Source organism: Xanthomonas sp. PPL134 (assembly GCF_040595915.1).
GTDB classification, from domain to species: Bacteria; Pseudomonadota; Gammaproteobacteria; order Xanthomonadales; family Xanthomonadaceae; genus Xanthomonas_A; species Xanthomonas_A indica.
In genome coordinates, this window is record NZ_JAMDLL010000014.1 from 1 (window position 1) to 14520 (window position 14520).

7 protein-coding genes and 1 pseudogene are annotated in these 14520 nt (G+C 71.3%); all 8 read right to left on the reverse strand.

The window, feature by feature from the left end; translation table 11 throughout:
• Positions 1-338: 338 nt before the first annotated feature.
• A pseudogene (pbpC, locus tag M3U25_RS17985) lies at positions 339-2757 on the reverse strand (penicillin-binding protein 1C).
• A 282-nt stretch (positions 2758-3039) separates the two neighbouring features.
• Positions 3040-3528 carry an ATP-binding protein gene (locus tag M3U25_RS17990; RefSeq protein WP_355503287.1) on the reverse strand — a complete coding sequence of 163 codons (489 nt, stop codon included), beginning with the start codon at positions 3526-3528 and terminating at the stop codon, positions 3040-3042.
• 799 nt (positions 3529-4327) lie between these two features.
• Positions 4328-5722, reverse strand: coding sequence for a sigma-54 dependent transcriptional regulator (locus M3U25_RS17995; RefSeq protein WP_355503283.1), 1395 nt, complete (start codon positions 5720-5722; stop codon positions 4328-4330).
• Between the two features lie 82 nt (positions 5723-5804).
• Entirely contained in the window at positions 5805-8246 is a 2442-nt protein-coding gene (locus tag M3U25_RS18000) for an ADOP family duplicated permease (RefSeq protein WP_355503281.1), read from the reverse strand.
• Positions 8243-9013 carry an ABC transporter ATP-binding protein gene (locus tag M3U25_RS18005; protein WP_355503279.1) on the reverse strand — a complete coding sequence of 257 codons (771 nt, stop codon included), beginning with the start codon at positions 9011-9013 and terminating at the stop codon, positions 8243-8245. The genes M3U25_RS18000 and M3U25_RS18005 overlap by 4 nt, the downstream gene beginning before the upstream one ends.
• 21 nt (positions 9014-9034) lie before the next feature.
• The gene (locus tag M3U25_RS18010) at positions 9035-10285 is read right to left on the reverse strand and encodes an efflux RND transporter periplasmic adaptor subunit (protein WP_355503277.1); all 1251 of its coding nucleotides are present in this window, start codon (positions 10283-10285) and stop codon (positions 9035-9037) included.
• Between the two features lie 147 nt (positions 10286-10432).
• Positions 10433-11374 (reverse strand): glycerophosphodiester phosphodiesterase family protein, encoded by a 942-nt coding sequence (locus M3U25_RS18015; protein ID WP_355503275.1) that lies wholly within the window; start codon positions 11372-11374, stop codon positions 10433-10435.
• Positions 11375-11393: 19 nt separating this feature from the next.
• Positions 11394-14306 carry a TonB-dependent receptor gene (locus M3U25_RS18020; RefSeq protein ID WP_355503273.1) on the reverse strand — a complete coding sequence of 971 codons (2913 nt, stop codon included), beginning with the start codon at positions 14304-14306 and terminating at the stop codon, positions 11394-11396.
• Positions 14307-14520 lie beyond the last annotated feature (214 nt).

The window sequence follows — 14520 nt, forward strand, 5'->3', positions numbered from 1 at the left end:
CTCCGCGCTGCGCGCTCCGGGTCCGCGAACCAGACGGGATCCGCGGAAGGGGCATCCTGCCCCTGCCGCGGACGGCGCACATCCATGTGCGCCGCCCTTCGGGTTTTTCCCGCCTGGTTCGCCGCTTCGGAAGGGAACCCGGGAAGTCAAAAGCAACAGCAACAGCAACCAGCCAAAGCCAAGCGACCGCGCCTCTCGCACGGACTCACGCTTGTTCGTGTCCTGGAGCAATCTGGGAGGGACTTCAGTCCCGACTGCTTCCGAGGGCGGATCGCCCGCCTACTCTGATCGTCGTCGTTGCGTGACAGTTGGCTTCTGCGAGCGCGCGCCACCGCTGCTCAACGCAGCACCCGGAACCGCACCTGGGTCCAGGCGCCGTTGCTGGCCAGGGCGGTCAGGGTGTGGTCGCCGGCGTCGGCGAAGTCGCGCTGGAAGGTGCGTGCGCCCTCGGTGCGGGCGATCCAGCGGCCGTCCAGCAGCCAGTCCACCGGGGTGCTCGTGCCCAGCGCGCGCACCTGCAGACGCACCGTAGTGCTGCCCGGCGCGCGTGCCAGGGTGGCGCGGTCGTTGAGGCCTTCGATACGCAATACGTCGCTGCGGCCGCGGCCGTCGTCGCGGCAGTCCGGTGACAGCGCCGGCAATTGCCCGGCCTGGCGCTCGCTGGCGTGCAGCCACGGGGTCAGCAGCGCCGGCCAGCGCGCCAGGTCGCGGGTAACCGCCTCATGCGGTTGCGCGCAGTCGGGCGACAGGCGCAGGCCGCTGTGTGCGTCCACCTGCACGGTCTCGCGGCCGGCGCTCCACAGCCGCGCGTCGCGCTCGGCGAAGGTCGGCGGCACCGCGCCGTCGAGCGCGTACGCGGAGAAGCGGCGCTGGCACAACGACGGCGGGGTCTGCTCGGCGGCAATGCCCAACGGCCAGCACACGTCCACCTGCTGCACCGTCGGCGGCATCGGCCGCGGTGCGTTGTCGCCGCGCAGGCGCGGCAGGCTGTCGATGGTCTCGAACATCAGCGGCAAGGCGGTCACCGCGCCGTACTGGCCGGGCAGCGGCGTGCCGTCGGGGCGGCCCACCCACACGCCGACGGTGTAGCGGCGGGTGCTGCCGATCGCCCAGGCATCGCGGTAGCCGTAGCTGGTGCCGGTCTTCCAGGCCACGCGCGGGCGCGTGCCGACGTCGAAGGTGCCGATGCCGTAGCCCGGACGTGGATTGGCCTCGAGCATTTCGCGCACGATCCAGGCTGCGCCGGGCGACATCAGCCGCCGCTCGATGCGCTGGTCGGCGGCGCTGTAGCGCACGTGGCCGGCGATGCCGTCGCGGTTGAGCGCGGCAAAGGCGCCGACCAGTTCCTCCAGCTTCGCGCCGGTGCCGCCGAGGATCAGCGCCAGGTTGGGGGTGCTGCCGCGCGGGAACCGCAGGCCGATGCCGGCGTTGCTCAGGCGCGCGGCGAAGCGCGCCGGCCCCACCCGGTCGAGCAGGTCCACTGCCGGCACGTTGAGCGACAGGCGCAGCGCGCTGGCGGCGCCGATCGGGCCGTTGAAGGCTTCGTCGAAATTGCCCGGGCGGTAGTCGCCGAAACTCTGCGGCGCGTCGACCAGCAGGCTTTCCGAATGGATCAGGCCATCGTCCAGGGCCATGCCGTACAGGAACGGCTTGAGCGTGGAGCCGGGCGAGCGCCAGGCCTGCACCATGTCCACGTCGCCGAGCCGGCGGCGGTCGCCGAACTGCACCGAGCCGATGTAGGCGCGCGCCTGCAGGTCGCGGTTGTCCACCACCAGCAAGGCCGCGGAGGTGCGCTCGGGCAGTTGCGAGAAGTAGGCGCTGACCCGGTCCTCCAGGGTGCGCTGCAGGTCGGCATCGAGGGTGGAGACGATGTGCGTGGCGTGCGGGTGCTGCTGGCGCAGGCGCTCGGCCAGCAGTGCGGCGTGCAGCGGCGTCTGCAGCGAGCGCGCCACCACCGGTTCGATGCGCGCGTCGTCGACCTGCGCGCGCGGCCACACGCGCAGCGCGACCATGCGTTCGAGCACCTTGTCGCGCGCCACGCGCGCGGCCTCCGGATGCCGGTCCGGGCGCAGCCGGCTCGGCGCCTGCGGCAGCACCGCCAGCAGCGCCGCCTCGGCCTGCGAGAGGCGCGCGGCCGGCTTGCCCAGGTAGGCCCAGCTCGCCGCTTCCACACCTTCGATGGTGCCGCCATAGGGTGCGCGCTCCAGGTACAGCTGCAGGATCTGCCGCTTGCTCAGGTGCGCCTCCAGCTGCAGCGCGCGCAGGGCCTGCTGCGCCTTGCCCCACGGCGTGCGCGTGCTGACCTCGGGCGGCATCAGGATGCGCGCCACCTGCATGGTCAGGGTCGAGCCGCCGGAAACGATGTGGCGCGAGAACAGCCACTGCTTGGCCGCGCGCAGCAGCGCCCAGGGATTGACCCCGGGGTGATGCCAGAACCAGCGGTCCTCGTAGTTCAGCAGTGCCTGCAGATACAGCGGCGACACGCTGTCCGGGGTGGCCGGATAGCGCCAGACGCCGTTGCTGTCGGCAAAGGCACGCAACGGGGTGCCGTCGGCGGCCACCACCAGGGTCGAGGTGTCGCGCGACTTCGGCAGCGGCAGCGGGAACGCCAGGTCCAGCAACAACAGGCTCGACAGCAGCGCCACCGTGCCCCAGCGCAGCCACGGCAGCAGGCGCATCCAGCGCCGGGGGCGCCGCGCGGCGTGCGAGGCGGCGGTGTCGTCCAGTGGCATGCGGGCTCCCGATGGAAGCGGCCATTTTGCCTGTTGCGGCGGCGACGCGGCGAGCGGGATCGCCCCGGCGCGTACGGCGTCGCCAGCGATCCACGGGGCTGGCGCCGGAACACCGTCAACAGTGCGCGGTTGCCGCGACACGCTTGCACGCGCTGGCGTGTTGTAGGAGCGGCTTCAGCCGCGACGGGCGTTATCGGAAACCCATCGCGGCTGAAGCCGCTCCTACAACGGCATGGAGTCTCCCGGAGACGCGCAATGCCAGCACGTGGTGCATGGGCCAGATCCCGCCGAGCCTCTCCCCCCCACCCTACGCCAGCGGCAGGCGCAACGTCGCCACGCTGCCGGGCGCATCGGTGCGGGCCTCCAGGTGCAGGCTGCCGCCCTGCGCCTCCAGGATCTGCCGCGACAGCACCAGGCCGATGCCCGAACCGCCGGGCTTGGTGGTGAAGAACGGCACGAACAGGTTGTCGCTGGGCGGCAGGCCCGCGCCGCCGTCGCGCACTTCGATCCGCACATTGGCGCCGTCGCCGCACGCATGCAGCGTCACCGGCGCGCTGCCGCCGGCTTCCAGCGCATTGCGCAGCAGGTTGATCAGCACCTGCTCGAGCTGGTCGGCGTCGGCGCGTGCGTGCAGTGTCGGGTCGATCTCCAACTGCACCCTGGCATCGTCCAGCAGCCGCTGCACGCGCGCGCACAGCGGCGCCAGCGCCAATGGCGCCGGGACCGGCGCGGGCAGCCTGGCCAGGCGCGCGTAGCCGCCCAGGAAGCGCTGCAGCGCCGCGCTGCGCTGTTCGATCACGCCCAGTCCGTTGTGCAGATCGGCCTGCAGTTCGGCGTCGAGCGCCTGCGGCGCGGCTGCCAGCAGCCGCGCGAGCGTGTCGGCGATCGAGGCGATCGGCGTCAGCGAATTGTTGATCTCGTGACTGAGCACGCGCAGCAGGCGGCGGAAGGCCTGCGCCTCCTCCTCGCGCAGCGCGCGCTCCATCGGCTGCACCAGCAGCAGGCGCCCGGCCTGGCTGCGGCTGCGCAAGGCGGCGTGGCCGATCTGCCAGCGCCCCTGCTGCCCAGCAAACGCGAGCGCCTGGATGCTGCCCGACGGCACGTCGAACAGGCTGGCCAGGCCCAGCGCCTGCGCGGATTGCCCGATCGCCTGCTGGGCGGCGACCCCGAGCAGGCGCTCGCCGGCCGGGTTGAGCAGGCGCAGACGCTGGTCCTGTTCGAACGCGAACACCGCCCCGTCCAGTGCCGCCAGGGTCTTGCTCAGCAGGTGCAGGCTTTCGTGCGATTCGCGCTGTTCGTCCTGCAGGCGTTGCGCCAGGGCGTTGAACCGCGCCAGGAGGCCGTCGGCATCGCGCGCGTCCTGCGCCGCACGCACGCTGTAATCGCCTTCGCGCAGTGCGTCCAGCAGGCCGCCGAGGGTACGCAGGCGCTGCCCGGCGTCGCGTTGCTGCCAGCGCCACAGCACTGCGGTCAGCAGCAGCACGCACAGCAGCAACAGCACCGCCTCGAGCAGCCGTGGCGCGCCGGCGGCGAGCACCAGCACCAAGGCCAGCAAGGCCGGCGTCACCAGCCACAGCGGCCGGAAGCGCTGTCGCTCAGCCGGCGTCATCGCTGCGCAGCCCGTGCTTGCCCAAGCGCCGGTACAGGCTCTGCCGGGTGATACCGAGCTGGTCGGCGGTGCGCTGCAGATTGCCCTGCTGCTGCGCCAGCGCCTGCTTCAGCAGCAACGCCTCGGCTTCTTCCAGGGTCAGCTGCGTCGACAGCGCTGGCGCGGCGCTGGTCGCTGGCTGCAGGCGCACGTCGTCACTGCCCAGGATGCTGCCGTCGGCGAGCAGTGCCGCGCGCTCCATGGCGTGCGCCAGCTCGCGCACGTTGCCGGGCCAGGCATAGCCCAGCAGGGCGCGCTCGGCGTCGCGCGCCAGCGTCGGCAACGGCCGCCGGTAGCGGGTGCAGGCGGCGGCCAGGTAATGCCGCGCCAGCGGCAGGATGTCGGCGCCGCGCTCGCGCAGCGGCGGCACGCGCACCTGGAAGGTATTGAGCCGGTACAGCAGATCCTGGCGGAAGCGACCGGCCGCCACCTCCGCCTCCAGGTCGGCGTTGGTCGCGGCGACGATGCGCACGTCCACCCGCTGCGTGCGCGAGGAACCGAGCCGCTCGAACTCGCCATCCTCGATCGCGCGCAGCAGCTTGGGTTGCTGCTGCAACGGCAGGTTGCCGATCTCGTCCAGGAACAGGGTGCCGCCATCGGCCAGTTCGAAGCGGCCGGCACGATCCTGGCGCGCGTCGGTGTAGGCGCCGCGCACGTGGCCGAACAGTTCGGCCTCGAACAGGGTCTGCGCCAGTCCGCCGATGTTGACCTTGACGAAGGCCTGCGCGCGGCGCGGCGACCACTGGTGCAGCAGTTGCGCCAGCAGGCTCTTGCCGGTGCCGTTCTCGCCCAGCAGCAGCACGTTGGCGCCGCTGCCGGCGATGCGCAGCAGGTCCTCGACCAGGCGCTGCATCGGTGCCGATTCGGCGACGAAGCCGGCGGCGGCGTCCTGCAGCAACAGCGCCTGCGCCTCGCCGAGCCGTTGCGCGGCGCGACGACTGCGGTCCAGCGCGATACGGCTCTCCAGCACGGCCAGGACCCGCGCGTTCTGCCAGGGCTTCTCGATGAAATCCACCGCGCCCTCGCGCATCGCCGCCACCGCCAGCTCGATGCTGGCCCAGGCGGTCATCGCGATCACCGGCAGCCCCGGCCATTGCGCGGCGATCTGCGCAATCAGCGCCAGGCCCTCGGCGCCGGAGGTGGTGTCGCGGGCGTAGTTCATGTCCACCAGCACCGCGGCGAACGCGTCGCCGCGCAGGCAGGCCAGCGCCAGTTCCGGCGACTCGGCGCCGACCATGCCGTAGCCGGCGCTCTTGAGCAGCATGCGCAAGGCCTCGCGCACATCGGCCTGGTCGTCGACGACGAGGATGCGCGGCAGCGGCGGTGTGCGGGTGTCGGTCATGGCGCAGAGTCTAGCGGCCGGGCGCGCGGGACAGGCGCCACGACCACCGTCGTGGCGCACCGGCATCGGGAGGCGACGCGGATCATTCGGCGCGCAAGGCCTGCATCGGCGGCACCCGCGCCGCGCGCCGTGCCGGCGCCAGCGCGGCGAGCAGGCCGGCCGCGGCCAGCACCAGCAGCACCGCACCGATCGCCAGCGGGTCGGCCACGCGCACCTCGAACAAGTAGCGCTGCAGCAGCCGCGACACCGCCATCGCCACGCCCAGGCCCAGCAGCAGGCCCACCCCGATCTGCACGCCGGCCTCGCCCAATACCTGCCGCCGCAGCCGCGCCGGGGGGGCGCCGAGCGCGGCGCGCACGCCGAACTCGTGCTGGCGCGCGGCCACCGCCACCGCCATCACCGCGTACAGGCCAACCGCGGCCAGCAGCAACGCCAGTCCAGCGAACAGGCCGACCAGCAGCAGGTTGAGCTTCTGTTCGCCGGTGGTGCTGGCGACCAGCGCCTGCATCGGCTGCAGGTCGGCGATCGGCTGCTGCGGCGCCACCTCCTTGATCGCCGCGCGCAGCGCGCGCTCGTCGGCCCCCAGCGCGCCGGCACGCAGATGCACGGCGTAGGTCAATGCGCCGAAGCTGCGGATGATCTGCCACATCGGCTCGCCCATCTGCGCCAGCGGCTGGTACACCGTCGGCTCCGGCGGCTCGGCCGGGCTGGTATGGCGCACATCGCCGACCACACCGACCACGCGCAGCGTCAAGCGCTGGTCGCCGCCGTCGTCGGGCAAGGTGATGAGCTTGCCGAGCGCCTGCCCGTGCAGGTAACGCGCGGCGAAGCTGGCGCTCACCACGCAGACCCGCTCGGCGCCGGCCACATCGCTGTCGGCGATCCCGCGCCCGGCCAGCAAGGGGATGCGGAACACATCCAGGAACTGCGGCGTGGCCAGCCGGTACTGGCTGTCGACGGAGGGCGCACCGTTGACCTCCACGCTCCAGCTCAGTTGCGTCGCCGTTGGCGGATTGGTCGACACACCGACGCGTTCGATACCCGGTACCTGCTGCAGCCGCGCGACGATGCGCCGGGTCTGCTCCACCGCATCGGCCGCCGTGGCGTAGCGCTCCTTCACCGGCGCCAGGGTGAACACCACCGCAGACCGGCTCTCGAAGCCCATCGGCACCTCCGCCAGCTTCTGCAGGGTGCGGGTGAACAGCGCCGCGCCGATCAGCAGCACCACGGCGATCGCCACCTGCGCGATCACCAGGCTGCGGCCGAGACGGCCGGCCTGCAGGCTCCAGCCGCCCCGCCCACCGCCAGCCAGTTCAGTCACCAGATTGCGGCGGCGGCCGCGCACGACGCCCAGCGCGGCCGCCAGCAGCGCGGTGGCACCGCCGGCCAGCAGCGCGAACAGTACACTGACGCCGCTCAGGTGCGGGGCCTCGCCGCGCATCCACATCAGCGGTACCCAGCCGCCGAGCAGGCGCAGCCCCAGCCAGGCCAGCGCCAGCCCGGCCAGGCTGCCGAGCACGCCGATCAGCGCACCTTCGGCCAGCGCCGGCAGGCTCAGCCGCAGCCACGATGCGCCCAGCGCGGCACGCACCGCGCTGTCGTGGCTGCGCCCCAACGCGCGCAGCAGCATCAGGCTGGTCAGGTTGATCGCGGCGATCAGCAGCACGCAGGCGGCCGCGGCAAAGAACAGCCACAGCGTGTTGCCGCTGAAGGAGCTGTACAGACTTCCCTGCAGCGGCAGCGCGTTGGGCGGCCGTCGCTGCAACGATGCCCACCACGACGGGTCCATGTGCAGGCTGCCGCGCAACAAGGCCTTGAGCACCGCCGCGGTCTGCGCGGAGGCCGCCGCGACGCTGACCCCGGGCCGCAACCGCGCCACCACGATCTCGTTGGTGGACAGGTTGGTCGCGGCCAGGTCCGGCTGCATGTTGCGGATCAGGTCGAACGGTTCGGCCCAGGGAAACTCCGCCGGCAACACGCCGACGATCTGCACCGGCTTGCCTTCCACCTGCAGGCTGCGCCCCACCGCCGCCGGATCGCCGCCGAAATAACGCTGCCAGAAACGGTGGCTGAGGATCACCGCCTGCGGCCCGCCCAGCCGGCTTTCCTCGTCGCTGAAGTTGCGCCCCACGGCCATTGGCAGGCCGAGCGTGCGCAGGAAGCCGGCATCCGCACTGATCGACGCGACCACCTCGCTGGCATCCCCGCGGGCGATGTTGGCCGGCACCGGGAACGCGCGCAGGATGCCGATCGACTGCAGGCTCGACATGCGCCGCAACACCGGGTAGTAGCCGGGTGCGGCGACATTGCGGCCATTCTCGATGGACACGCCGAGCGTGACCAGCCGCTCCGGCTGCGGGAACGGCAACGGTTTCAGCAAGGCCTGGTCGAGCAATGCGAACACCGCGGTGGTGGTGGCCACGCCCAGCGCCAGGGTCAGCACCGCCAGCAGCAGATAGCCGGGCCTGCGCGCGAGCGCACGCCAGGATTGGCGCATCTCGGCCCAATGCAGGGCGGCGCTCATCGCGCCTGCTCCGCGTGACGCACCGGCAACACCACGTCCTGCTCGTGGCGGAGCCGCTCGAAGGTGTCCTCGTCGACGATGCGGCCGTCGAGCATGTGCACGATGCGCTGCGCGCGCCGCGCGAACGCCGGGTCGTGGGTGACCATGCACAAGGTGGTGCCGTGGTCGTGCAGCTGTTCCAGCAACTGCATCACCGCCTCGCCGTTGCGGCTGTCCAGGTTGCCGGTGGGCTCGTCGGCGAGCAGGATCGCCGGGTTGCCGGCCAGTGCGCGCGCCACCGCCACGCGCTGCTGCTGGCCGCCGGACAACTGCCCCGGATAGTGCTTGTGGCGATGCTGCATGCCGACCAGCTCCAGCACCTCGCGCACGCGCTGGCGGATCTGGCTGCGCTGGGCGCCCTCGCGGTAGGTCAGCGGCAGCGCCACGTTCTCTTCCACGGTGAGGTCGGCGATCAGGTTGAAGGCCTGGAAGATGAAGCCGATCTCGGCGTTGCGGATGCGCGCGCGGCCGATGGTGTCCAGTTCGGCGACGCTGCGGCCGTTGAGCCGGTAGGTGCCGCCGCTGGGCGCATCGAGCAGGCCCAGGATCGACAGCAGGGTCGACTTGCCGCAGCCGGACGGGCCGGTGATGGCGACGAAATCCCCAGGCGCCACGTCCAGTGCGATCTCGGCCAGGGCGTGGGTCTCCACTTCCTCGGTGTGGAAGACCTTGCTGAGCCCGTGCAGGTGGATCAGCGGCGCGGCGGAAGGTGTGGGAACTGCGGTCATGCGGGATCTCTCCTGGTGAGGCTAGCGTAAGCGCAAGGTGGCGTCGGCATTCCACTGGCTGGTGTCGGACAGCACGACGCGGTCGCCGGCACGCAGGCCGGCGCGGACTTCGATGCGGTCGCTGGAGGCGGCGCCGAAGCGCACGCGGATGCGTTGCGCGGTGTCGCCGCCGTCGCGCAGCACGAACAGGCTGCCGGCGGCGTTGGGGACGGCCAGCGCCGGGCGCGGGATGCTGACCACGTCGCGCAGCGTGCCGAGCACGATACGTCCGTCCACCGATAGGTCCGGGCGCACGCCGGGCGGCAGCGGCGGCGCCAGCCGCACGTCGACCACCACGCTGCCGCTGCGCACCGCCGGATCGATCCGCGCCACCTGCCCGCGAACCACGCCGTTGTGCGTGTCCACCGTCACCGGCAGGCCTTCGATCACGTCCTTGGCCAGGAGTTCGGGCACCTGCAGCCGTGCCAGCAGGTCGTCCGGGCGCGCCACCCGCGCCAGCTTGGCGCCGGCCTCGACGCGCTGGCCGGGCTCCACGTCCACCTGTTGCAGGATGCCGTCGCTGCCGGCGCGCACCTGCAGCGAGGCGGCCTGTTCGGCGGCGATGGCCAGGGCGCTGGCGGCCTGCGCACGCCGCGCCTGGGCGGCGCGCAGTTGCGCGGCCATGTTCTGCCGGAACGCGGCCACGCGCTTGCGCTCGATGTCGGCGTGGCCGCGCTGCTGCGCCTCGACGATCTGGCTCTGCGTCAGGTCGATCACCGAGATCGCGCCGCCGTCGTGGCCGCGTTGGTAGGCCTTGGCCTTGATCTGCGCGATCTGCAGCTCGGACTCGGCCTGCGCCTGCAGCGCCTGCTGGTCCAGCAGTTGCGAGGCCAGCGCGGCGTGCAGTGCGGCCAGGTCGGCATCGGCGGCGGCCAGCGCGGCACGGGCGCGGTCCAGGCCGGCCCCCAGTTCGGGATTGGCCAGTTGCAGCAGCGGCGTCTCGGCCTGCACGCGCGCGCCGGCCTCGACCAGTTGCTGTTGCACGGTGGCCGGAGCCCCGGCGGTGATCCAGCGGATCTGCCGCGGCACCAGCACGCCGTTGGCGCGGACCTCGCGGCGCATTTCGCCGCGCGTGGCAGCATCGATCCACACTTCGCTGCGCGCCACGCGCGGCGCCGCGCGACCACTGCCGAGCAGAACCACGCCTAGCAGTACCGCAGCGACAGCGGCCGCCACCAGCCAGCGACGGCGCTGGCGCCAGAACGAACGGTTCGGTGATTTCGCGATATCCATGCCTGCTGTACAGCAGGCTGCATGCCAATCGTCGAACCACGCTAACGTATTGAATTACTTATGCCGCGATCGCGACGCCTGCAATCGCCGCGTCCGCAAACGGTCGCGCACCGACCGATTCCGGACAGTGGCGCGGTCAGGCGCGGCTCACGGTTTTTCCAGCGACGCGCGATAGCGCAGCAGCGCTTCCGGTTCGTCGGTCTGGAAGGCGCCGATGCCGGCACGGTATAGCCGCCCCCACACCGCCTCCGGATCGCGCACCGCATCGGCATCGCCGCCGACGTCGGCGACGAAGCCCTCCCACAGCGTATTGACCAGCAGCCGCACCTGCCGCTGCCTGGCCAGCGCCGCCACCGCCGGCAACTGGGCCAGGCGCATCCGCGGCAGTTCGATCGCCACCGGCCGCACCTTGCCGCCGGTCTGGGTGCGCACGGTCTGCACCAGGTCGTCGGTGCCCGGCGGGTTGAGCAGCACCGGGGTGAAGTTGATCCGGTCGAACGGCGGCATCGACGCCAGGTCCTGGCTGGCGACGCCGACCTCGGTCTTCACCACCACCTGCCGCTCCATGCCGGCGCGGCGTACCGCATCGACCACCTCGGCGTAGATCGGCGCCTTGACGTCGAGGTTGAGCATGATCCGGCCCTTGGCCGCGGCCAGCATCTGCTGCAGAGTCACTGGATGCTGGTCGGTGAGCGGCGCATCGGCGCCGCCCTCGTCGTCGCGCAGGCGCAGCCGCGCCAGTTGCGGCCAGGTCAGTTCGGCGACCTTGCCGGTGCCGTCGGTGGTGCGGTCGACGGTGGCGTCATGGAACATCACCAGGGTGCCGTCGCCGGCGCGGCGGATGTCGGTTTCCAGCATGTCCACGCCCAGCGCCACGCAGCGCTCCAGGCCCAGCAGCGAGTTCTCCGGCGCGTGCCCGGCGAAGCCGTGCGCGGGCGCGGGATTGTGGCAGCCGCGGTGGGCGACGACGAAGATGCCGCCGTCGGGATTGGCCAGGCGCGCCTGGATCGGGGCGATGGCGGCGACGGCCGGGGCGGTCGCGGTCAGCAGCGCGGCAAGCAGGGCGCCGCGCGAGAAAAGCAGGTTCATGGAAGGTCTCCGGCAACGGTCACAGCGACGGGGTGAAGCGCAGGCCGAGCCAGTAGGTGGTCGGCATCGAATAACTGTCCTTCAGCAGGTTCTCGCCGGGGCCGGTGAAGCTGGTGAGGCGGCTGTGGGTGACATTGCTGATCTGGCCGACCACGCTGAGCTGCTTGCTCACCGCCCAGGTCGCCGACAGGTCCAGCTGCGAGCGCGGCGCCCAGTACAGGTCCTGCCAGGCGATATTGCTGACGATGGCGCGCAGCGCCTTGCCCTGGCGGTTGTAGGCCGCACGCAGTTCGACGCCGCCGATGGTGTAGAACAGCGAGGCGTTGGCTGTGTAGTCCGGCTGCCCGACCAGGCGATCGACGGTGCGCTGGCGCTGCACCACGTTCGGCGCGCTGCCGCTGGTGAACGGCACGTCCATGCCGCCGTCGAGCAGGGCCAGGTTGGCGCTGGCGCCCAGGCCGGACAACGCCGGCACGCCCGGGAACAAGGTGTTGAGCACCGCGCTCAGCTCCAGGCCGCGCACATGCGCCTTGGCGGCATTGGCCGGGGTGCTGATCAGCACGTTGGAGTACGTGGTGCCGTTGAAGCTGAACTGGTCGGTGCGCGAGAGGGTGAATATCTCGTCCTGGATGCGCTTGTCGAACAGCGCCGCGGCCAACATGCCGTCGACGTCGTCGGGCAGGCGCCATTCCAGCGACAGATCAAGGTTGGTGGACACGCGCGGCTTGATGTCGGGGTTGCCGATGGTGACGGTCACGCCCTGCGCATTGGGATTGCCCATGTCGCTGCTGTTGACGAAGCCGATCGAGGTGCGCGCGGCGTAGGCGTCGTAGGGCGGACGGCCCAGCGTGCGGCTGGCGCCGGCGCGCAGGTCCAGGCGGTCGTTGACGTGGTAGGTCATCACCGCCGAGGGCAGCACCTTGGCGTAGCGCGACTCGGTCGGCGCATCGACGTAGACGTAGTTGCCGCTGGCCGTATCCAGTTGCCGCTGGCGGCCGACCGTGGACTGGTCGGTGTGGTCGTAGTGCAGGCCGGCCTCCACATCGAACGCGTCGGCGCGATAGCCGACCAGGCCGTAGGCGCCGAAGATTTCTTCGCGATGGCTGAAGTTGTCCTGGTTGCTGAAGGCGCTCTGGTCGGTGCGGTTGAACGCGCTGAGCGGCGTCGCCTCCAGCACCTGGTTGGCCTTGTTCGGATCGATCGCGATCAGGTTCAGGCCCAGGTAGCGCATCGGCGCATTGGACGGCGCCAGCACGTCGGCGATCTTCAGCGGCGGCGCGCTGCGGTTGGGCTGGTATTCCACGCGATAGATGTCGAAGCCGGGTTCGTCGCGGGTATAGCTCAGGCCGCTGCCGAAGCCGACGCCGCGGTCCATCTCGCCGCGGTTGAAGGCGTAGTCCAGGCGCCCGGTCAACACCTTGTCGCGCGCGTTGCGCTGGTAGTCCGGGCGCCAGTACAGCAGGCTGTAGTTGTCGTAGTCGTAGTACGCCTGCGCCGACATCGGGAAGCGCTGGTTGAGCGCGGAGGTGTCGTAGTTGAAGCCGTAGGCCGCCGTCGGCACCACGGTGACGCCGGCGCCGGTCTGTCCTGTCGGCACCGCGGCCGGGCGCTGCGCACCGGTGACGTACTTGATCATCTTGATCGGCTCGGCATAGGTGGCATCGGACCAGGACGCGCGCGCCGACAGCAGCTGCCGGTCGTCCGGTCGCCACTCGAAGCCGGTCTGGCCAAGCTTGGTGCGGGTGGTGGTGATCTGGTTGGAGTAGCCCACTTCCACGTCGCCGACCGGGTACGTGCCGCTGGTGGCGGTCTGGTTGTAGACGCGATTGCGGTTGCGCGGATCGAGGATGATCTCGTTGCGCTCCATGTTGTCGCGGAAGTAGTAGTAGCCGGCCATGGCGTAGGCCTGGAGGGATGCGCTCAGCCGCGCCTCGAACTTGCCGGTGAGGCCGTAGCGGTCGCGCTTGTCCATCACGTACCAGTACTTGTCCTGCTGCGGCATGGCCCAACCGTTGCCCAGGTTGGTGCCGCTCTGCAGCGCGCCGGTGCTGTCGTAGAACCCGTAGTGCACCGTGTCGGTGGTCATGTGGGTTTCGGTGTAGCTGCTCAGCGTCTGGTAGTTGCCGGACAGGGTCAGGCCGTACTGGCCGTCGCTGCCGAAGGTGCGGCTGCCGGTGGCGAGCAGGCGGTAGCCCGGGTCGTCCTGGTCGCGCGGCTTGCCGACGTCGTTGGCATGGCCCAGCGAGGCCTCGGCGGTGAAGAACGGCTTGCCGCCGTTCTCGAACGCGCTGCGGGTCTTGAGGTTGATCGCGCCGCCGGTGGCGTTCGGGTCCAGGTCCGGGGTGAAGGTCTTGATGACCTGCAGTTCGCTGACCATCGAGGCCGGCAGGATGTCCAGGCGCACGCCGCGGGTGATCGAGCCGAGCGTGCCGTTGGGCGTGCCCGGCGAGGCCACGGTCAGGCCGTCGATGGTGACGTTGTTGTAGGACGGGCCGAGGCCGCGCAGCACCGGGGTGGCGGCTTCGTCGCGCGGATGTTCGTTGTCGGTGGCCGGCAGCACCGACAGGCCCGGGATGCGGCGTAGCGCCTCGACGATGGTGGTGTCCGGCAGCGCGCGCACGTCGGTGGAGCTGACCACGTCGGTGATGTTGGTGGCCGCGCGCTTGCTCTCGATCGCGGCGGCATTGGCCTTGCGTACGCCGGTGACCCGCACGCTGGACAGCGTGGTGGTGCCGTCGTCGCTGGCGGCAGCGTGGGGCGTGGTGGTGGGCGTGGTGTCGCCGATGGCCGGCGCGCTGGTCGCCGCGACGGCGCTGGCGTCGGCAGCGGCCGTCGCCGTGGTGGATGCGGCGTCTTGCGCCAGCGCGGCCTGGCAGCTGGCGGCAAGCGCGCAGACGATCAGCGCGCGGCGCCGATGGGTGAGTGGTTGCATGGCGATGTCCCCTGGTTGACCGAATTAAGTAACTTAAAGTTCGTTATTTAATCCCAGGGATATGACGACCCGATGGCGGCGCGCGGAAAGCGCGAAGACAGCGAGCCTCATGCGGCGCGAATCGGCCGCCCGTGCCGCGAGGGCGTTGCGCTCGGACGCTGCAGCCACGTGCGCCGTGGCGGACGCGCCTGAATCAGAAGCGATCTGGCGGGCG